This is a genomic window from Larkinella knui (assembly GCF_003858645.1).
In the GTDB taxonomy this organism is placed as follows: Bacteria; Bacteroidota; Bacteroidia; order Cytophagales; family Spirosomataceae; genus Larkinella; species Larkinella knui.
This window is the reverse complement of record NZ_RQJP01000004.1, coordinates 375082-394856: the sequence shown is the minus strand read 5'-3', so window position 1 is coordinate 394856 and position 19775 is coordinate 375082. Positions and strand designations below refer to the sequence as shown.

The following is a 19775-nucleotide window of genomic DNA, read 5'->3' as shown; positions in this document are numbered from 1 at the left end:
CGGGTTGGGTACAGGCCAGGAAAAGCAGGAAAAAGATCAGGTTCACGTAGCGTCGCAAAGCGTTAAAAATCACCGGAATAAAAGGGACTGAATACGTAATAGCTGCTGTCGCGTTGGGCCCGTTTGGGCGACGTTTTGATAAAAAGCGCGTACCGGTTTTCGCGTTTTTTGCTTCGCATCCAGGCCGTAAACGGCCGTTCGCGGGTGTAAAGCCGGTCCACTTCGCGTACATGCACGGTTTCCACCTCTTTGGGATCCACCGGAATTCCGTTGATGAAAACCGCAATATCATTGATGTACTCATCCTGAACCTTCAAATGCTGGTTTTTAGTCCGTTTTACGAACACGTTTTTATACCCGAAAAAAGTCGCTTCCAGCAGTTTATTCATCGTAAACACGTGCGTAGTGCCCAGCGGATGATCCGAAATTGCCGAAGCCTGCAGGAGCGCCATCAGCTGATACCGGCCCGGCAGCAGCGGCATTGATCGGTCGCTGATCTGGATCAATATACGATACGGATGAGGATCCGGATTGTCGATTCCGTCAAACTGATGCAGGATAAAAAGATCTTCGACGTAGTTCATTTTCAGCTTCGCCAGCAGGGCCATCGACGCGGCTTTGCCATTGATGTAAAGCAGGGTCTGCGGTTTGTAGTTTTCCGCCAGCGTCAGAACGCTGTCTTTCAAGCCAAGAATGAACGGTTCGCCGTATTGCAACACCGATTCGGACTTTCGTCTGCTGTTGCGCTGGTAATAGGTCAGCAACCGACTCCAAAGCGGTCGGGCTTCCAGGGTGTTGACCAGGGCGCGGGTGGGGTTAGTCAGTGGAAAACCGGGTTGGTTAATTACTTCCGGTTCGTCCGTCTTGGGTGCGTTCTGGCAAGCCATCACAACGGCACCCGTTAGCAGCCAAAGCAGCGCATACCGCCACCCGGTCACCCCAAAACCGGCGTGGTTCATCCTCTGAATCCGGATTCTCGAACCGGTGTATTCAAACGGTTTGGTGACCGGATAGCGGCAGGCGGCTTTGCTCTTCATGGCCAACTCTTTGTTAGAAAGACACTTACATCTCTGTTGCTGGTAAAATTCAGTCGTTACCTTCCCATCACCAATCGGGTTTGCGCCGGTGAGTTCTCCGCATCCAGTAGCTGAACGGTTAATGGCCCGTCCTTCTGCACACTTCGGTCGATGGCCAGCGTGATGGCATGGACGCCCTGCGGAAGATCGGCAACGATGCCGCGATCGGTCAGTTTGAGCGGTTTTTGACCCACCCAGGCGGTAATGCCCGCCGTTGAATTCAGAGCCAGATTCACATTTCCCTTGCTGACGACTTCAATTTCAAACCGTACAAAACTATACCGTTTGTTCGCATTGGCTTCGATAACCGGCAGTTCATCCACCGGCAGTTCGCCCGAAACCTTGCTGTAAGCCGGTTGGAAGGATACTTTCGCGTTCTCTTTCACGAGGTAGCCGGCGCCTTCTCCGCGAATCTTTGCGGTCAACTCCTTCGTGGCCGCAACGGTGTTCCAGCGCCGGACAAACCGGGCCGTAGGCACCCGGAATTTCCCGGATTCGCCCATTTTGGAAAGAAAACCGACGAGGTTGATAAACTCCTCCTTGTCCAGACTGGCCGTCAAACCCGCTGGCATGAGCGAACCCGGCACTTTTTCAATGACGTTGATCTGGCTTTTGGGAACCGAAACTTCCGTACCCGTAACATCGCGCATTACCAGTTCCGAGGTACCGTTGCTGACGATGTATCCCATGAGTTCACTGCCGTCTTTTTTCGCAATGCGTTGCAGTTCGTACCCTTCTTTGATGGACTGGTTCGGGTAAAGAATCGATTTGATGATGGTTTCGGCGGGCGAACTCGTTCCGAGACTACTCAAATCCGGGCCGATGCGGCCCCCGGCTCCGCCAATTGCGTGGCACGTTAGGCACGTCAGCGTACTTTTCCGGAAAACCAGCTCTCCTTTAACGGGGTCGGCGGTTTCTTTGGCCACTTTAGCCAGACCGCTGATCTCCTGCGCATTCAGTTCCTGCGGCATTTTTTCGGGAGCCAGCACCCCACCCGAAGCTTCGAGCGATTTCGTCAAAAGCTTCACATCCTCGTCGTTGCGCAGGTTGTAGGGAACCCGGCGTTGCAGAATCTGCCGCCCTTCTCTGGCCCGGTTTTCCGGTATTTTGCGGGCGGTCAACTCTTCGGCCAGTGCCCGGGCGTTGGGTTTGCTGGTTAAAAACGCCTGAAAAAGTTCGGACACATCGGTTTGCGCCGGTAACGTCCGCAGCAGGTCCGTACCAATGTGGGCCGCTTCCGCAGCGTCGACCGAAACCAGTTGCGAGGCCGCAGCCAGTCGCAAATCAGCCGGATTTTTTCCGCCCGTCAGGTCGATCAACGCTTTTCGGGACGGGTCATTCTTCAAAGTAGCCAGGGCACCCAGGGCGGCTTTTCGGGTATTTTTGTCTTCTTTCCGCGCCAGGCTAACCAGCGTTCCGGTCAACTCGTCCAGGTGCCACAAGCCGACCAACCGGATGGCGCTGGTGGCTACGGCCTCATCCTCATTCTGGATAAAAGCGGTAATCCGGTTCAGGTTCTGGCCCGGTTTCACACCCCGGCGGGCGGCATCTTCCAGAGCGGCCAGCTGGGCGGCAACGCTTTTGTTCGATCCGGTATTTCCCTGAACGGCTTTGTCGAACAGGAGCGCCAGATCGGCCGCCGTTCCGTACCGGGCAATCGACCCCAGCACGTCCTTCTGGTATGCTTCGGGCACCTGATCGTTCTGATACAGCTGGACCAGTTGCGAAACCGCTTCCGGACTGCTCGCCGATTTCAGGGCAAAGGCGGTATTTCGGGCGTTACCGAAAAAACCGGGTTCGGTCTTCAGCCGTTTCGCCCACTGCGGTTCCAGTTCCCGGACGGTTTGCCAGAGGGCATAATCCAGAAACTCATCCATCGACTGGTCCAGCACCGACAACGCCGTCCGGGCCGATTCCGCCGTTTTGACTTTCCGCAGGGCAATAACCGCTTCCAGACGCACCTGAGGGTGTTTATCGGCCACCGCTTTAGTCAGCAAGGCCGGAATGTTATTTATTTTATTTGACCACAGTTCAAGGGCGCGCAAAGCCGCAGCCCGGGCGTTGTGGCTTTGAGCATTCAGCAGGCTCAACAGCAGCGGCTCGTTCACCACCTCCAGCGTTTGGTACGTCCAAAGAGCTTCGAGTAAATGATGCTCGTAATTGGCGTCCTTTTTGTCCAGTTCCTGCACCCATTTCTGGAGGGCCGGAATTACGTCTTTGGCTCCGCGGGCTTTCAGAATTTGCTTGGCCTGTGAACGGGTCCAGTCTTCCGGTACCTTCAGCGTTTCCAACAGTTCAGCCACGCTGGCCTTGGTCAAAGACGGCTTTTTAACCAGAGGGCGGTTTTTAGCCACAATCCGCCAGATCCGGCCATGTTGCTGGTCCCGGCGCGGATCGTGAAAATCCACCTCCCCGTGCTGAATGATCGGGTTGTACCAGTCGGCTACGTAAATGGCCCCATCCGGGCCCACGGAAATATCCACCGGACGAAACGCGACGTCATCCGTCCACAACAGATCCTCGACCTGCTTGGAGGCATACCCGCTGCCCTGTTCTTCCAGCTTGAACCGGTTGATGCGGTTGGCCCGGAAGTCGTTGGTAATTACGCTGCCCTGCCAGGATTCGGGCAGGTGCCGACCGGAAATCACTTCCAGTCCGCTGTGCTTGGGCTGGCCCGGATTCAAGCCCCGCAGGATGCGGGCGGCACCCGGCGAGGTGACAAAGGTGGCCCCCGGAAACGCGTAGTTGATGCCTTCACCTCCTGCGCCGTCGGTCAGGAACGATTGTCCCCAGCGGTCAAATTGCAAGCCCCACGGATTGATCAAGCCTTTGGCGTAGATGTCCAGTTCGAGTTTTTTGGGATTCAGTTGCCAGACGCCACCACCTTCCAGCCGCTTGATACCGGTGGGCGTTTCGACGTGGCTGTAGATGTAAATGGACTGGTTGAAATACAGCAACCCTTCCGGTCCCCAGCGGAACGTATGGATGAGGTGGTGCGTATCGGCGGTGCCAAACCCGTTCAGAATCCGGCGTTTTTTATCGGCTTTGCCATCGCCGTCCGTATCCGCGAAGTGGAGTATTTCGGTGGAATTGGCCACATAAACCCCGCCATCGCCCGGCAAAATACCGGTGGGTGTCAGCAATCCTTCGGCAAAAATGGTTGATTTGTCGGCTTTGCCGTCGCCGTCCGTATCTTCGAGCACAAAAATCTTGTCGTTCGCTTCTTCACCGGTTTTCAGGTGCGGGTAGGCCGTACTGCTCACCACCCACAACCGACCGTCGGCGTCCCAGTTCATCTGGATGGGTTTGGCCACCAGCGGTTCGGCAGCAAACAGCGTTACCTCAAAACCGTCGGCAATTTTGAACGATTCGAGTTCGTGCTTTACATCCGGATCGGGATTGTCTTTGCGGTCGTCCTGCTTGACGGAAGAAGTAATCAGCAGAATGACCGGAAGCAGGATTAGTCGGCGGAGAAACTTCAACGGTCCGCTCGTTTTCATGACGTTCATTTACTTTAAAAGGGTAAGGTGATAGACGCTTGATTTGGGCGTGCGGTTTAAGGCAATTTGCCCTTCCAGCCACTTGATAAGGATGCTTTGTTCCTCCAGCCCCTTCACGTGACGGCCTTGTTCGTAGGAGCGAAAGCCCAGAATGTAGGTCGTGTTCAGCGGGCGGTATTGGAAAAAGAACAGGTCATTCTTTTTTAAGATCATCTGACGCAATTCGCGGACCTGGGTAAACGAAGGCCCCTGTTTGATCTCAACGCCGTCTTCCCAGTTTTTAGCCGAGGCCGTAATCACTTCCTGATCGTCGGCGGTAAGGGTATAAAATCCTTTTTTCAAACCGGTTATTTTAATCACGGGTCCCTGATTGGTTAGTTCGGGACCCTCCTGCGGCAGCGGAAGCGGCAGAATGGCTTCATCCAGCGTAAATTTCAAACCGCTGTCGGTCATACCGGAATTCAGAATTTTAGCCGGAGCCGTCGTTTCGGCGGTATTTTTAGAAACGCTTATCGCAACGGGTTTCGTTCGCGGGGGCAGTCCCAGGCTTTTTTCCAGCGTGGTCGTGAGGTAATAGTAGCCGGTTTCGTTCAGGTGAATGCCATTTTCCGTCAGAACGGCCTTTTGGCTGATCTCCTGAATCGGTTTGAACAGATCGATAAACCGCTTGCCGCGCTCGGCAGCGATTTTGGCAATCGCCGAAGCATACACCTCCAGCATGGCATTGCGCTTCGCCCGGTTCTGGGCCGAATCGGCGGAAATTACCGGAATGGGCGACAACAGAATGGCTTTTGCACCCAGCTGGTCGATTTTGTCGAGCAGTTTCGTTACTCCTTCCTTAAAAACGGGCAGACCGGCCTCGCCGGCTTCGGCTTCAACCCCGCCATAGGCCAGAAAAACAACGGTGGGCTTTGCTTTCGTGAGTTCGCCCAGCAGCAATTCGTAGCCAGTGGGCGGGTTCGTAATCGTACTCCGGGCCACGCCGTACACATCATCGCCGGTCCAGCCCAGGTTGCGGAAGGTAACGTCCCGGTCGGGCCAGCGGGTGGTCAGGGCCAGCTCCAGGTATCCATACTGAAAATCATTCTCGAACAGCGAGTTGCCCAGAAAAACCACCCGGTCGCCATTTTTGAGTTCAAAAGCAGAATTGGGAGCGTCTGTAACCCGTTGGGTCGGGGTTTGAGCAACCGCAAATTCGTTGGTGAAGGAAAGCAATAGGACGAAAATACAACCAAGCGTGACCGATACCTTAATCTTTCTCATGCATTTTTATTTTACTGCGAATATTGGCTTAATTGGTTTAATAATCACCTTTTTAAGGAAAAATATCGACGGGTTTGACAAGCAACGGAGCCGCCCGCCGGCTCCGTTGGCCTTCCAAAAAAAGGCTGTGGACCTTCCCAATCCGGGTAAGCCCACAGCCTGCACGTTCTCACACTAGTTTACCAGCCCGGATTCTGTTTCAGCTCCGGATTCAGGGCAATTTCATTCACCGGGAACGGCCAGAGGTAGTCCTTGGCCGGATCGAACTTGCGGAAGCTGGCAGCCTGCACCAGGATGTAATTATCCGGCGTCAGATTGACCGTCGACGATACGTATTCGGATTTAAAGAAGTAGTTACCCAGCACCGGTTTGGTCAGCTCGGTTTCGGCGGTTTTCCAGCGGATGAGGTCCCAGTAGCGGAAGCCTTCCTGCGCCAGTTCAACCCGGCGTTCGCGCCGGATTTCCTCCCGCATGTCGAGCGCATTGGCCGTAACCAGCGCATTGGTGAGCTTAGCAACGCCACCCCGCGCCCGGAGCCGGTTGATGGTCAGATCCAGGTCGGCGTCGGTGATGGCCCCGTCCAGTTCGTATTTGGCCTCGGCATAGGTAACCAGCACTTCCGCATAGCGGAGCAGAGCCCGGTCGATGGTCGATGCCTGCGTGTTCCAGTCGTCGATGTTGGCGTATTTGCGGAACGTAAACCCGGTTTTGTTGAAAACCAGATTGGCAATATCAAAAACCGGTTTGGTGGTCATATACGGATCACCGGCTTTCAAAAACGTGTCGCTCATGCGCGTATCCCGATTGGCAAAAACATCCACCGATTTAACCGGGGCCTTGTACAAAGGCGATTTTGTAATCGGCAAACCGTCTTTCATCAAATACGAATCGGCCAGGCTGCGGGTTGGATTCATGTTCCCCGTTTCCAGGCTGCTTCTGAAATAGGCGTGGGTCGAAACCCGATCCGTATTGGATACGCCATACTGCCGAACGATGATGTTTTCCCGGTTTTGACGCCCTTCGCCAGCCAGTTGGAACAGGTTGAAATAATTGCTGAACAAATCGTGTTCCTTGCTGTCGATCACGGCCTTAGCCGCTGCGACGGCCAGCGTCAGGTGTTTGGTGGGTTCGCCGTATTTATGAAACTTCGCCCGGGTTCCTTCAAACAGCGCCACCCGCGCCTTGAAAGCGAGTGCCGCCGTGTTGGAGATGCGCCCATAATCAGCCGCCCCCAGCGCCGTGGGTGTGGGCAGTTTCTGAGCGGCAAAATCAAGATCCTGATAAATTTGGGCCAGAACTTCGTCCCGGGTTGCCGCGGGTGTAACCAGTTCCGGCGACGTATCGGTCAACGTCTTCAGAATGAGTGGCACACCGCCGTATTTCTGCACCAGTGAAAAATACGACCAGGCCCGGAAAAACCGGGCTTCGGCCAGATACCGGTCCAGCGTTGCGGGCGTAACCGCCCCGGCAGCACGGGGGGCTTTTTCCAGGATGTTATTAGCCGCCCGAATCAGGTTGTATGGTGTGTTGTAATCACCAGTAGCCGTTGCCGGAGCCAGCCGCGAACCGTCGCTGATGTTATTGGAAGCCAGACCAAAAGCATCGTCCGACCAGTTATCCTCCGTATTAAAAGCGGGCAAAAACGTATACAGGTAGTTATTAGCGGTTTTGATGTCCGATTCTGTCTTCCAGAAGGTTTCATCACTGATGTTCGTTTCGGGCAACCGATCGACTTCACAGGCGGCCAGACCGGTCAGCAGCAAGGCCGTAAACAGGGTGTTTTTTATAGGCAATTTCATAAGAAAGTCTCTTTAAACCATTGAAAATTAGAACGATACATTCAGACCCAGCGAAGCTGTGGCAAAAAATGGATAGTCGTTCTCAACGCCATCGCGGGTTTCCGGATCGAAATAGCCCTGGAAGGCTCCCAGACCGGAAATGGTCAGGATATCCTGTCCGGAAAAAAAGAACCGCGCCCGCGAAATCTTAAGCTTTTGCGTCAGCGTTGCTGGCAGGGTGTAGCCAACCTGAATGTTTTTCAACCGGGCGTAACTCGCATTCAGTGTCCATTTGTCAGACGAAACATAGTTGTGCGTGGCACCGGTATAAGGCCGTGGGAACAGGGCGTCCTGGTTTTCGGGCGTCCAATAGTCGCGGTGAATCGCCAGCGGCTGCTTCCACGTTACCAGCAAGGGTGCGATGGATTCGGCCGTCGACCGGTAGCTCCGCTTGCCCACGCCCTGAACAAAAACCGACAGATCGAAGCCTTTCCACTGCGCTCCCAGTGTTACGCCGAAAAGATAGCGGGGGTTGGTCGTTCCCAGCAGCACCAGATCGCCATGATCGGCCACGGTTCCTTTCCCGACCGACAGCCGCTTGTCGCCATCTTTGTCGACGTATTTGACATCACCCACCCCGGTCCGGTTGTCCTGAAAAGCCCAGCCTTTCACTTCGTCGGCAGTCTGGAAATAGCCCGCCGTTTCATACCCCCAGATGGTGTTCAGCGGATAGCCTTCGATCAGGCCGTTGGTGCCGGAACCAACCACGTTGCGGTTGGAGAAACTGATGAGCCGGTTGTTGTTGTCCGACAAATTGACGGCCACCGAATACGTGAAGTCCTTGCCAATGCGATCCCGGTAGCGAATTTCGGTTTCCCAGCCCCACGATTTCAGCTCACCGGTATTTTTGCGGGGCGTTCCAATCCCGATGGTACCCGGTAACTGCTGCGCCGTCAGCATGTTGCGGTTAAACTTCACGTAATAATCGCCACTGAACTGAAGGCGGTTCTGGAAAAAGCCCAGATCCAGACCGCCGTTGGTGGTTTCGATGGTTTCCCACGACAGATTGGCCGACGGAATGGAGCCCTGATAGATGTACGAAGTCCGCGAGTCACCCAACACCAGGGCATTGCCGCGCGTCAACTGGCTGAGGTAGTCGTAGTAACCAATGGTCGAGCCTAAAGCGCCACCGAGACGGCCCCAGGACCCGCGCAGCTTCAGCTCGGAAACAAACGGCACGGCATCGCTAAACCAGGATTCGCGGTGTACGTTCCAGCCCACCGAAGCCGCCGGGAAAAACTTCTGCCGCAGGCCCGGGGCCAGTTTCGAACTTTCATCCAGTCGCAGGGTAGCCTCCAGCAGGTATTTGTCATCGTAGTTGTAATTGAAGCGTCCAAATACCGACTGAAACGCGTAGGTGTTGATGGTCTGGCCGTTGCTCTTGGTTTTATCGTCGCCCAGGTTCAGCGTCGGCAGGTCGTTGCTGACCAGGTTGGTTGCTTTCGAGAACAGGTTGTCTTCCCGATACGCTTCCCACTGATAGCCCGCAAAGAAGCCGAAATTATGCTTCTCGCCCAGTTTAAAATCGTAGTTCGCCAGAAACTGGATGTTGGTATTTTTGGTCAGCTCGTTTCGGATTTCGTACGAATTGATCTGGTTGATGTAGCTGGCCACCTTCGATTTAGCCCACAGAGGCACGGTGCGGAAGAAAATCTGCCGGTCACCCCGGCGGTATTGCGTTCCGGCCACCGCCCGCAGTTGCAGGCCCTTCACAAAATTGGCGGCTGTCATCGTGAACACGCCATCGAAAAAATTCCGGTTGTAGTTGTCATACCCGCCTTCGGCCAGGGTTGCATAGGTTCCGTTGGCGGTATTGTACCGGCCTTCGGGCGTAAACATGGGGTTTCGGGTGCGGGAACGCAGCACCTGGTACATCAACCCACTGTTGTTGGCATCGGTCGATGGGCTTTTCGTGCGCTCGTTCGAATACGAAAGCCGGCTGTCGAGCGAAATGTGTTTGGTCAGTTGCGAACCCAGATTAAGCCGCAGATTATACCGCTTGTAATTATCGGAACCGACCTTGAAAACGCCCTGCTTGTTGTAATAACCGCCCGAAAGCAGGAAGTTCAACTTGTCCGTACCGCCCCGCGCCGTCAGGTTGTGGGTCGACATGGAGGTGTATCTCCGCAGAACGCTTTTGGCAATCGGAGTCTGGTTGTAATAGAGATACGTGCTGGTATCGGCCGGATTGACGCTGTAGGGAACGCCGTTCCGGATGTTTTCCATTTCGAGGTCGGTGTATTCCGGCGCACTACCCGAATTGATGCGGGCGAGGTTGGAAAACTGGGCCTCTTCCAGAAGTGACATCCGGCCCGGAATGTTGATTCCCCAGTCGACGCCCTGTTGCGCCAGGTAATCGAACGTCACTTTTCCGGATTTCCCTTTTTTGGTGGTGATCAGAATAACCCCGCCAGCTGCCTGAGCGCCGTAAATGGCGGCCGCAGCGGCATCTTTCAGCACGCTGATGCTTTCGACATCGTTGGGGTTCATAGTTTGCATCGTGCTGATCGGCACGCTCACGCCATCGAGCAACACCAGCGGGTTCACGTTTCCGTTGGCAGACGTAGCCCCCCGAATCTGAATGGCAATGTTTTCGCGGCCGGGCTGGCCGTTCTGACGGGTGATGATCAGACCCGGTGTTACGCCCTGCAAACCGGTTGCCAGGTTACTCGTGGGGCGGTTTTCGAGGGCTTTCGAGTCGATGGTCGAGACCGCACCGGTCAGGTTCACTTTTTTCTGAACTCCATACCCAACCACCACCACTTCTTCCAGGCTCTTGTCATCGACAGCCAGCTGAATATCGATGACCGACCGGTTGTTGATGGTAATTTCCTGCCGCTGGTAGCCCACAAAACTCACAATCAGGACGGCTTTTCCGTCGGGTACGGTTAACTTATACTGACCGTTGTTGTCGGTTGTCGTGCCCCGGGTGGTGCCTTTGACGATCAGGCTCACGCCCGGCAGGCCCTCGCCTTTTTCGTCGGTTATTTTCCCCGAAATCGACTCATCAACAACCGCGGCCAGGCTTGAATGGGCCGGAACGGAGCCAGCAGAATGGGCCAGAATCGGGGTACTCACGGCTATATGCAGGAGTACGCAGGCCATTTTTCGAGTGGCCGATGGCCATGTGGATAGTAGAAATTTACGTTTCATAATAATCAGTAAAGGGTTGTTAGTCAGTACATACTGCCGCCATAAATGGCGACTTTTTTTCACACCGTTGGTTTTAGTTAAGAATTAAAAGATACACGTGGAAAATTGGAGTTTGTGCCAGATGATGGCCAATCTGCTGTCTAGGCAGCTCCTGTTTACAGTTGAAGATTGACCGGGCCGTACGCCCATTCAAGGTCAATTGAGGTGGACGATACGGTATTGGCGGCTTGTTTTCAGAGCGAATTCGCGGCTTTGATTTTAAAACAATCGTCTATTTTATTGCCTTTTTCTACTAAAAGAAATCTGGCTACACATTTACTCATACTATCATGTAAAGAATTCGAAATCTTATCTTTTAAGGCCAATCGGCTACGGATTTCACCGCTTTGGACCTTCTGATAAAGATATTTTTCTGCGGCAAACAAAAAACGAATCCCGGAGTTCTCCCGGAGTTGATTTAAAGGGAGGATGGAAGAATGGAAGTGTTTATTTTAGCGATTTATGCGTTAGTTCTGCTGTTGTTGTTTGCGTACAATTGTGGACAATTAAGTTTGATTTTCAGTTACCTGCGTTCCAAACGCAAAAAAGCCTCTTTCAGGGCGTATTCAGAGCCCCAGACCGAAACCCTCCCGTACGTAACCGTGCAGCTTCCGGTTTATAATGAGCTGTATGTAGCCGCCCGGCTCATCGACTCGGTGGTCGATCTGAACTATCCGCGTTCCCGGTTTGAAATTCAGGTGCTGGATGATTCAACGGATGAAACCGTCGGGATCATTGCTGATAAAGTGGCGCAGTATCAGCTGCTGGGGATTGATATTCAACACATCCGCCGACCGGAACGGAAAGGGTTTAAAGCGGGTGCCCTGGCGTACGGGCTGGAACGGGCGAAAGGCGAATTCATGGCCATTTTTGATGCCGACTTCATGCCGGAGCCGGATTTTCTGCTCAAGGTCATTCCGCATTTTGAAAATCCGAAAGTCGGCATTGTACAAACCCGCTGGACGCACCTCAATGAAGATTATTCGATATTAACGCAACTACAAGCTTTTGGGCTCAATGCCCATTTTTTTGTTGAACAGGGCGGACGCAATGCGGAGGGATATTTCATGAATTTCAACGGAACAGCCGGGGTCTGGCGAAAAGCAGCCATCCTCGACGCGGGCAGTTGGAGCAGTGACACCCTAACCGAAGATCTGGATCTGAGCTACCGCGCCCAGCTGAAAGGCTGGCAGTTTGTGTATCGTGAAGATATTGGCTCTCCGGCCGAGTTGCCGGTGGCGATGAATGCGCTCAAATCGCAGCAATACCGCTGGATGAAAGGGGCGGCCGAATGTGCCCGAAAGCTGATGCTGACGATGTTACGCGCTCCGCATGTGCCGTTTCGGATCAAACTACACGCTTTTTTTCATCTGCTCAGCAGTTCAACGTTTATTCTCATTCTGCTGCTCGGCTTGCTGAGCGTACCGGTATTGTACATTCGGGTTCGCCATCCGGAATACCAATCGGTGTTCCTGCTGCTCGGCTTTTTTCAGCTCAACCTGCTCATCCTGCTGCTTTTTTACGGGATTCCGTTCTGGCTGGAGCGAAAGGGGAAGCTCGAACAGCTGGGACTTTATTATTTTCCGATGTATTCTTCCCTGATGATGGGCTTGTCGCTGCACAACACCATTGCCGTCATTGAAGGGTTTGCCGGTCGGAAAACGCCCTTTGTCCGAACGCCAAAATTCAACGTAAAAGCCGACGGCGAAAACTGGCGCAGCAATAAATACCTGCGCATCGATCTGGCGCCCACCCTCAACTGGCTAACCTTCTCGGAAGGTGTTCTGATGCTGTATTTTCTGTTCGGTATTGGTCTGGGGTTTTATTTCCACCAATACAATATGTTGATTTTCCATGTCATGCTGGCCGCCGGCTTCGGGCTTGTATTTTTATACAGCCTGATTCATGCACGAATCAAAGGCTAATACCCGAAAATTTCTTCCAGCGACACTTTTTTAACGGTACCGTATTTGGTCAGCTGCTCCGGATTCACCCGCTTTTCCGAGGCCACAATGCAGTACGTATACGGTTTGTTGGCCAACTGCTCATCACTGAACTTCTTGAGGTCGGAGTAGCTGAGCTGGTCGAGGGCGTCGTAAATTTTCTGGCGCTCGTCGTAATCGAGGCCTTTTTCCTGGGCGGCCAGGTAACTGTAAATAACCGCATCCTGTAGAATCCGCTCCGTTTCGTACCCTTTTTTCATCCCTTTCCGGGCCGCATCCAGCGCCACCGGCGATTCGGGCAGCGCGTTCAGCAAGTCGTTCATCCCGGCAACGGCTTCGGGCAGTTTATCGGCCTGACTGCCAATGTAGCCCACCAGCGTGTATTGTTCATCTTTTTTGTCGGGCGTGCCGTAATAAGCATACGTCGAATAGGCCAGCGCTTTCGACTCGCGGAGCGTCTGGAAAACCACCGAGGCCATACCGCCCCCGAAGTAATTATTGAAAAACTCAACGATGGGCGTTTGGGCCGGATCGAACGCCCGGGTGTTGCGCACCCACGAAATTTCGGACTGCACCATGTCATAGTCCGCAAACAGCACCTGGTTTTCGCTCTGCGGCACCTGCCTGAAGGGTTGTTTTTGGGGAACAGTGGCGAAAGCAGCAGGCAGTTTATGCAACGGTATAATCTCTTTTTCAAAGGCCGCCAGCGGCTTCGGACCGTAGTAAATGATCTGGTGCGGCAGATTGACCAGGTTATGAATGAAAGCCACCAACTCCGTGGCCGTCACTTTTTGCAGTTCATCGTTGGTCAACTGGTTGTTGAACGGGTTTTTAGGGCCATACTGCGCGTATTGCATCAAGCCCTGCATAATCGACTCTTTGCTCAGTTTGGCGTCGGAACGCTGTTTCAGCATCCGCCCTTTGAGTTCTTCCAGCGCTTTTTCATCGGGTTTGCAGGTTCTCAGCAGCGTTTCGAGCAGTTTCACCGCCGGTTCGAAATTTTCCTGTAAGCCACTCAGCCGAATGGTCGTATACTCGTTTCCGGCCTGAATGGAATACGCACACGCCAGGTTATAAAACTCGGTGCTCACCTGCTCGGCGCTCAGTTTATCCGTGCTCAGAAAAGCCAGGTATTGCGTTGCCAGCCCCAGCAGTTTACTGTGATAGGTCCCCATTTTCAACCGGTATCCGAGCCGGAAAATCTCGTTTTCCACATTGGCCGCATACAGCACATCCGCCATTCCGGCTTTGCCGCGCTTCACGTCTTTCTTGTAATCGAGCCAGACCGGTTTGATCGGCGCCATCGGAATTTCGTTGACAGTCCGCAAAAATGGCGACTGCTTGTCGGTATTGGTGGCAACGGGCGTAATGGCCGGTTTTTCTACTTTCTGGATGTTTTTGTCCTCCCCTTTGCGTTTATACACAATTACGTAATTGTCTTTAAACCACTGATTGGCAAAAGCCATCACGTCCTTTTTGGTGATTTTACTCATTTCTTCCAGGCGACGCGTGTAGTTAACCCAGCTTTCGCCCTTGTCATTGACAAACGCATCCAGCATCGGAGCCACCCGGCTATAATTGTTTTCCAGGGCGCGAATGGCATTGAGTTTGTAGTTGTTGACAATGGCCCGCAGGATTTTTTCGTCGAATTCACCCCGTTTCAACTTCTCCACCTGACCAATGAGCAAATCCTTCACTTCTTCAAGCGTTTGTCCTTTTTTGGGCCGGCCCGACATCGTCCAGACGGAGTAATCTTTCAATTTTTCGATGGTCGAACCGCCCCCCAGAATTTTCTGCTGTTTGTTCAGGTTGAGGTCGATCAAACCGGCCGCCGAGTTCGACATCACTTCGTCGGCCAGCGTCGCCAGCAGCGACGCTTTCACATCGAGTGAGCCCGGAATCCGGTAGCCAATCCGGACGTTGTCGGGCGTGGGGCCAAACACTTCCCGGACCTGAATTTGGGTCAGCGGTGCTTCGGGGGCCGGATTATATAGTTTTACTTCTTTGGGCTGCCAGTAGCTGAATTTCTCGTCAATTTTCCGGATCACTTCATCCGGGTTCAGATCGCCCGCCATGATGATGGCCATGTTATTGGGCACGTAATAATTGTTAAAGTAGTTCCGGATTTCGATCAGCGACGGATTTTTGAGGTGCTCCACCGTCCCGATGGTGGTCTGCTGACCGTAGTTATGCACCGGAAACAAAGCCGCCATCAGCGTTTCTTCCACCTTCCAGGGGTCGTTGTCCAGACTCCGGTTTTTTTCTTCGTAAACCGCTTCCAGTTCAGTATGAAAAATGCGCAGCACGGGATTCCGGAACCGCTCGGCCTGCAAGGTCAGGTAGCGGTCGAGGGCGTTGGCCGGAATATCTTCGAGGTAACACGTCACCTCATAACTGGTAAACGCATTGGAATTTTGCGCGCCCATGTTGGCCGTCATTTTATCGTACTCATTGGCAATGGCAAATTGAGCGGCCTCGCCCGATTTCTGGTCGATTTCCCGGTAAATGGCTTTCCGCTGAACCGTATCCGTCGTTTTGTTATACCGCTCGTAGAGCGCATCGATCTGGTCGAGCAGCGGTTTTTCCTTCGCCCAGTCCAGGCTGCCGTACTGGTCGGTGCCTTTGAACAGCATGTGTTCGAGGTAATGCGCCAGCCCGGTATTGGTCCGCGGATCGGTGTTGGACCCGGCGCGGGTCGGTATAAAAGTGAAGATGCGCGGCTCTTTTTTATTGACGCTGAGAATAACCGTCAGCTTGTTTTTGAGGGTATAAAACCGGGTTTGCATCGGGTCGTTGGTAACGTAGCGGTACATGTAGCCGTTGCTGGTAGCGGTTTTCCATTCGGTAGCCGTGCCGACTTTCTGGGCCATTGCCGACGGCACGATTGCCACCAAAAGGCTCAGCGATAACAGGAATTGTTTCATTTTTGAGGGAAGTAAACTCAGGTTGTAATTTGGGATGGGAACACGGCCGGGTCGCCGTTGCGATTCAGCGGATGGAACCGATTTACACCGATTAAAATTAAAATCCGTTTTTTGATCCGTTCCATCCGCTGAATCGCAACGGCGACCCGGCCGTGTTCCTATTAAAAACTTACTGGTTGAGGAAAATCTGGACATACCGCTTTTTGCGCCCCGGCCCGGCAGATTCATCCGAAACATCTTTCACAATAACCGTATGGAGTTGCTTTGGATCGAGCCTCGGAACTTCGCTCGCATTCATTTCTTTTCCGTTGATGAGCACCGTAACACGTTCCGTATGATAAAGCTGAACCTGGCCACTTGCATTGATAAAAACGCCCAGGTTTTCGTTTCTACGTCCTGGGTTTTCGCGCAACCAACTCCCTTTTACGGTCGAACTGCTGCCCGCTCCGGTTTTTTGATTTTTATGGATAAGATACGCCATCCAGTTTTCAGCAACCAGTCCAAGGGCGGCTTTTTCATCTTCTTTCACAAGCTGTTGAAGCGATTCCGGCATTCCAAAACTGGATAAGCCCATCCCCAGCGAACCGCTCTCCGCTAAATAGCCGCCAATCGACTTGATGGGCTGGTCACTTTCATCGCCTTCATATACCGAACCGGCACTACCCTTTTCCTTGTGTACCTTTACGGCAATGGCATCGATATAAACCTGAAACGGATCAAACGTGATTCGATTATAATCAAACGTAAATGACGTCAGCTTTTCGATGGTCTGTTTCAGTTCTGTCAGGTCCGCAAACGACATTTTGGGCGTAATCACCCAATAGACCAACTTACCTTTTTGGGCCACATACCGGCTCTGCTTCTCAATTTTAACCGTCGGCACTTCTTCAAGAATCTGAGCCGAGTCGGGAAGACTGACCACCGGTTTTGCCACCAACTCCTCCACCGGTTTTTGAACGGCTTCCAAGTCGGCCACCAAATGACGCTGCCTGATCATGACCGAATGGACAGCTACCGGTTTCGATGAAGCTTCCGGTTTTTTCTTAATCCAAGTCAAAGGCGCTTTCTGCTGCTTTTCCACCGCGGCCACCGCCGTGACCAAACCCGTAACCGCAAACAGCACCACGTACACCAGCCACGACCGCCGGGAGCGGGTCGCCCGGTTCATCATCTGAATGCGGTTTTTCAGAAACCGGGGGCCGAACTGATTGACGAAGCGAAATTGCGCCGGCTCACGCGGGAATAGGGCTTTCATTTTCATGCACAGGTTCAGGAAAAGGGCTTAATCAGCTACTAATTGACTTCTGGTCGTCACCGCCACAAGACCTTTGGTGGTGAAGGTCGGCTTGACGGTTCCGGCGGTTTCTTTGTCAAAAATCGCCACCGAAATCTTGTCGTCGGCGGGTAATTGCCGAAACTGCTGGTAGGAACCCGGCTTTCCGTCGATCAGAAACGTAAACAGTTTGAGCTGATCCGGCAACAATGTTTTTTTATACAAAAGCTGGCGCCCCATCGCCATCACTTCCGGATTGGCGGAGAAAACCGCATCCAGAATTTTCCCGTCAATCGTCGTAGCGCCGTATCGGCCGGTTTTGCCAAACCGTTTCATGGCTTCCTGCGCCGTCAGTACCGTTCGTTTATAATCAGACACGGAGCCGAAGCCGAACGGCTGTCCGGGACGCAGATTCAGCACCCGGCCGTTGAGCACCACCACCGGTTTTTCGTGTTCCCAAATCGAGAATAACGTGTCGGGCAACTGCATCACCCGGCGGGTGGTCTGAATAACGAATGGCTTCGACGGATCGGGTTGAACCGCCGTGATGACAAACGGCGGAATTTGATTCAGCGTTCGGGCGATCAGTTTGTTTCCGTTTTTTATCTCCACCGAAATGTGGTCGATCTGGCCAGAGGGATTGATGTCGGCCTGATAGCGCATGCCGATGCCCCTTTCCGCAAAAACCGCCTGCATCACGTCCAGATCCTGGGCGGTTGTAACGGCGGTAATCAGTCCAAAAACGCCAAACCGATTGTCGACAACGTACCTGGAAACCGATTTTGGGAAAGAAAAGGCCGAACAGGAAAAAGCCACAACGAAACCAAAAAAGAGGTAGGTGTGCCAGCTTTTGGTCGACTGGGGCCGGTTCATCATTGAAATGCGGCTTTTCAACTGCGGCTGGTTGAACGAGTTGGTAACCGGCCGGACGGGCATAGGCACTTCGCCGGCCAGACTGGCTTTCAGGAGATAGTACTGGTATTTTTTTTTCTCGACGCCTTCGTTCAGCACTTCCCGGTCGACCAGGTATTCCAGATTTTCCTGCACCAACCGCTGATGCCACCAGGCAAACGGATTAAACCAGAAGACCACCCGCAACACTTCGGCCAGCAGCATATCCAGGCTGTGCCACTGCCGGCAGTGCACCCGTTCGTGCACCAGAATCTGGTCGAATTCGTCGGATTCGTACAAGGCCGGATTCAGAATCACCCAGTGAAAAAAAGAAAACGGCGCGTCAACCTCCGCGTTGATCACCAGCCAGATGCCGTCCTCCCACGACCGCTCCGACCGTGCGATCAGACGTGCCAGCGACCAAAGCTGCACCAGCAGCCGCCCGGCCAGAAAGATTACCCCCGCCAAATAGGCCCACAGCACCAATTTCTGCCCGTTAAACGGCGTTTCGTTGGGCTGGACGGCCATGAACGCATCCGGCACCTGCTCTTTCGGTTTTTGAATCCGTGGAGCGGGCGAAACCGATTTTAGCCGCGACCAGTCCAGTACTTTCCAGTCGGCCACCCGAAAATTAGGAACGGTTTTCTGCACCAGCTGCCGGACGGGCGCGGGCCGGAAGTCGGGCAGCTCGACCAGCGGCAGCACCAGGGCCAGTACGACATTTAGCCCGAGCAAATACCGGTTGAGGTCAAACCAGGTGGCCCGGCGGAGCAGCAGCCGGTAGCAGAGCGTCAGCACCGCCAGAATCAGGCCTGCTTGCAGGAGGTAAATCAACAGGCTCATGGCTACTGCCCTTTCTCGATCATGGTGATGATTTCCTTTAATTCATCCACCGAAATTTTATCCTTTTTGGCAAAGTAGCTCACCAGATTTTTATAGGAGTCATCGAAATAATCCGACACGACTTTTTTCAGCACAAAGCGGTTTTGATAGTCCTCCTTGCTGATAATCGGGTAATATTCGTGCGTATTTCCATACGCCTGATGACCGACGTAGCCCTTCTCTTCCAGGTTCCGGATAATGGTCGAAACAGTATTGTAATGCAAAGGCGGGTCGGTGAAGTAGGCGAGCATGTCTTTCACAAACGACTGCTCGACTTTCCACAACACCTGCATAATTTCTTCTTCTTTGGCAGTTAACTTTTCCATCGTGCTTGTTTTAGGTTACCATCTCAATCCGGATAAAACCGGGGGTGGCCGAAGCGCTCGGCTCACTAATTACGAATATAAAACGGTTTACCTAGGTTGCAAACTATTTCCGTAGTTTTTTAGTATGGAGAATCCCATCCGGCTTAATTTGAATCTAAGCGGCAGGGTCGTAGTTTTGTAGAAAGACAGCTCATGAAAAAATTACCGATAGGATTGCTGGCCGGTTTGTGGTTGCTGCTCGTTAGCTGCGATGAAAAGGCGGTTTACAAGGGAATCGACGACATCGAAGACGGGACGTGGTATATCAAAAACACACCGGAGTTTACCTTCGACATTGAGGACACAACGGCCACCTATTCCATTTATTACAACATCCGCAATAGCGTTTCGTATCCGTATTATAACTTATACATTCGCCGTTATCTGCTGGACGGCACGGGAAAAATGCTGGAATCGAAACAGGATGAACTGACGTTGCTCGACCCGAAAACCGGAAAACCGTATGGCGACGGCCTGGGCGATCTGTTCGATCACCGGATCAGTATGATGAAAAATTACCGGTTTTCCCGGCGCGGAAAATACACCATCCGCTTGCGGCAATACATGCGTCAGAACCCCCTGCCGGAGATTTACAGTGTGGGCGTGACGGTGGAAAAAGAACTCTAAC

General features: G+C 53.1%; 11 protein-coding genes. 2 read left to right on the top strand and 9 right to left on the bottom strand.

The genetic code is table 11. The features are described 5' to 3' along the window. Nucleotides 1-62 precede the first annotated feature (62 nt). The 5 genes from EHT87_RS20135 to EHT87_RS20115 all read right to left on the bottom strand — a co-directional run bounded on the left by EHT87_RS20135 (nt 63) and on the right by EHT87_RS20115 (nt 10830). Complete coding sequence (locus EHT87_RS20135; RefSeq protein ID WP_229321199.1) at nt 63-1037, bottom strand: hypothetical protein; 975 nt, start codon at nt 1035-1037, stop codon at nt 63-65. Nucleotides 1038-1093: 56 nt separating this feature from the next. Beyond that, nucleotides 1094-4576: a PVC-type heme-binding CxxCH protein gene (locus EHT87_RS20130; RefSeq protein WP_229321196.1), complete on the bottom strand. Its 3483-nt coding sequence runs from the start codon at nt 4574-4576 to the stop codon at nt 1094-1096. A gap of 9 nt (nt 4577-4585) precedes the next feature. After that, complete coding sequence (locus EHT87_RS20125) at nt 4586-5839, bottom strand: SGNH/GDSL hydrolase family protein (protein ID WP_124908463.1); 1254 nt, start codon at nt 5837-5839, stop codon at nt 4586-4588. 179 nt (nt 5840-6018) lie between these two features. Continuing rightward, the gene (locus EHT87_RS20120; protein WP_124908462.1) at nt 6019-7638 is read right to left on the bottom strand and encodes a RagB/SusD family nutrient uptake outer membrane protein; all 1620 of its coding nucleotides are present in this window, start codon (nt 7636-7638) and stop codon (nt 6019-6021) included. A 27-nt stretch (nt 7639-7665) separates the two neighbouring features. Next, on the bottom strand, nt 7666-10830 hold the full coding sequence (locus EHT87_RS20115) for a SusC/RagA family TonB-linked outer membrane protein (RefSeq protein ID WP_229321194.1): 3165 nt from the start codon (nt 10828-10830) through the stop codon (nt 7666-7668). Between the two features lie 476 nt (nt 10831-11306). Here EHT87_RS20115 and EHT87_RS20110 point away from each other — a divergent pair, with 476 nt between their 5' ends. Then, nucleotides 11307-12794 carry a cellulose synthase family protein gene (locus EHT87_RS20110; RefSeq protein ID WP_124908460.1) on the top strand — a complete coding sequence of 496 codons (1488 nt, stop codon included), beginning with the start codon at nt 11307-11309 and terminating at the stop codon, nt 12792-12794. On the opposite strand, the gene EHT87_RS20105 is transcribed toward EHT87_RS20110, so the two are convergent. The 4 genes from EHT87_RS20105 to EHT87_RS20090 form a co-directional block, all read right to left on the bottom strand. Continuing rightward, the gene (locus tag EHT87_RS20105; protein WP_124908459.1) at nt 12791-15736 is read right to left on the bottom strand and encodes a M16 family metallopeptidase; all 2946 of its coding nucleotides are present in this window, start codon (nt 15734-15736) and stop codon (nt 12791-12793) included. The two genes, EHT87_RS20110 and EHT87_RS20105, sit on opposite strands and share 4 nt — an antisense overlap. A gap of 169 nt (nt 15737-15905) precedes the next feature. Then, nucleotides 15906-16991, bottom strand: coding sequence for a hypothetical protein (locus EHT87_RS20100; RefSeq protein WP_124908458.1), 1086 nt, complete (start codon nt 16989-16991; stop codon nt 15906-15908). Between the two features lie 27 nt (nt 16992-17018). After that, a complete protein-coding gene (locus tag EHT87_RS20095) occupies nt 17019-18743 on the bottom strand; it encodes a M56 family metallopeptidase (RefSeq protein WP_124908457.1) in 1725 nt (574 codons plus the stop codon). Nucleotides 18744-18745: 2 nt separating this feature from the next. Continuing rightward, nucleotides 18746-19108 (bottom strand): BlaI/MecI/CopY family transcriptional regulator, encoded by a 363-nt coding sequence (locus tag EHT87_RS20090; protein ID WP_114404570.1) that lies wholly within the window; start codon nt 19106-19108, stop codon nt 18746-18748. Between the two features lie 192 nt (nt 19109-19300). Here EHT87_RS20090 and EHT87_RS31410 point away from each other — a divergent pair, with 192 nt between their 5' ends. Continuing rightward, the gene (locus EHT87_RS31410) at nt 19301-19774 is read left to right on the top strand and encodes a gliding motility lipoprotein GldH (protein WP_185716292.1); all 474 of its coding nucleotides are present in this window, start codon (nt 19301-19303) and stop codon (nt 19772-19774) included. The last annotated feature ends 1 nt before the right edge of the window (nt 19775 follow it).

Excerpts from the sequence above, each read along its gene's own strand:
- EHT87_RS20135 (WP_229321199.1), bottom strand. The coding sequence starts at position 1,037 with ATGAAGAGCAAAGCCGCCTGCCGCTATCCGGTCACCAAACCGTTTGAA.
- EHT87_RS20130 (WP_229321196.1), bottom strand. The coding sequence starts at position 4,576 with ATGAAAACGAGCGGACCGTTGAAGTTTCTCCGCCGACTAATCCTGCTT.
- EHT87_RS20125 (WP_124908463.1), bottom strand. The coding sequence starts at position 5,839 with ATGAGAAAGATTAAGGTATCGGTCACGCTTGGTTGTATTTTCGTCCTA.
- EHT87_RS20120 (WP_124908462.1), bottom strand. The coding sequence starts at position 7,638 with ATGAAATTGCCTATAAAAAACACCCTGTTTACGGCCTTGCTGCTGACC.
- EHT87_RS20115 (WP_229321194.1), bottom strand. The coding sequence starts at position 10,830 with ATGAAACGTAAATTTCTACTATCCACATGGCCATCGGCCACTCGAAAA.
- EHT87_RS20110 (WP_124908460.1), top strand. The coding sequence starts at position 11,307 with ATGGAAGTGTTTATTTTAGCGATTTATGCGTTAGTTCTGCTGTTGTTG.
- EHT87_RS20105 (WP_124908459.1), bottom strand. The coding sequence starts at position 15,736 with ATGAAACAATTCCTGTTATCGCTGAGCCTTTTGGTGGCAATCGTGCCG.
- EHT87_RS20100 (WP_124908458.1), bottom strand. The coding sequence starts at position 16,991 with ATGAAAGCCCTATTCCCGCGTGAGCCGGCGCAATTTCGCTTCGTCAAT.
- EHT87_RS20095 (WP_124908457.1), bottom strand. The coding sequence starts at position 18,743 with ATGAGCCTGTTGATTTACCTCCTGCAAGCAGGCCTGATTCTGGCGGTG.
- EHT87_RS20090 (WP_114404570.1), bottom strand. The coding sequence starts at position 19,108 with ATGGAAAAGTTAACTGCCAAAGAAGAAGAAATTATGCAGGTGTTGTGG.
- EHT87_RS31410 (WP_185716292.1), top strand. The coding sequence starts at position 19,301 with ATGAAAAAATTACCGATAGGATTGCTGGCCGGTTTGTGGTTGCTGCTC.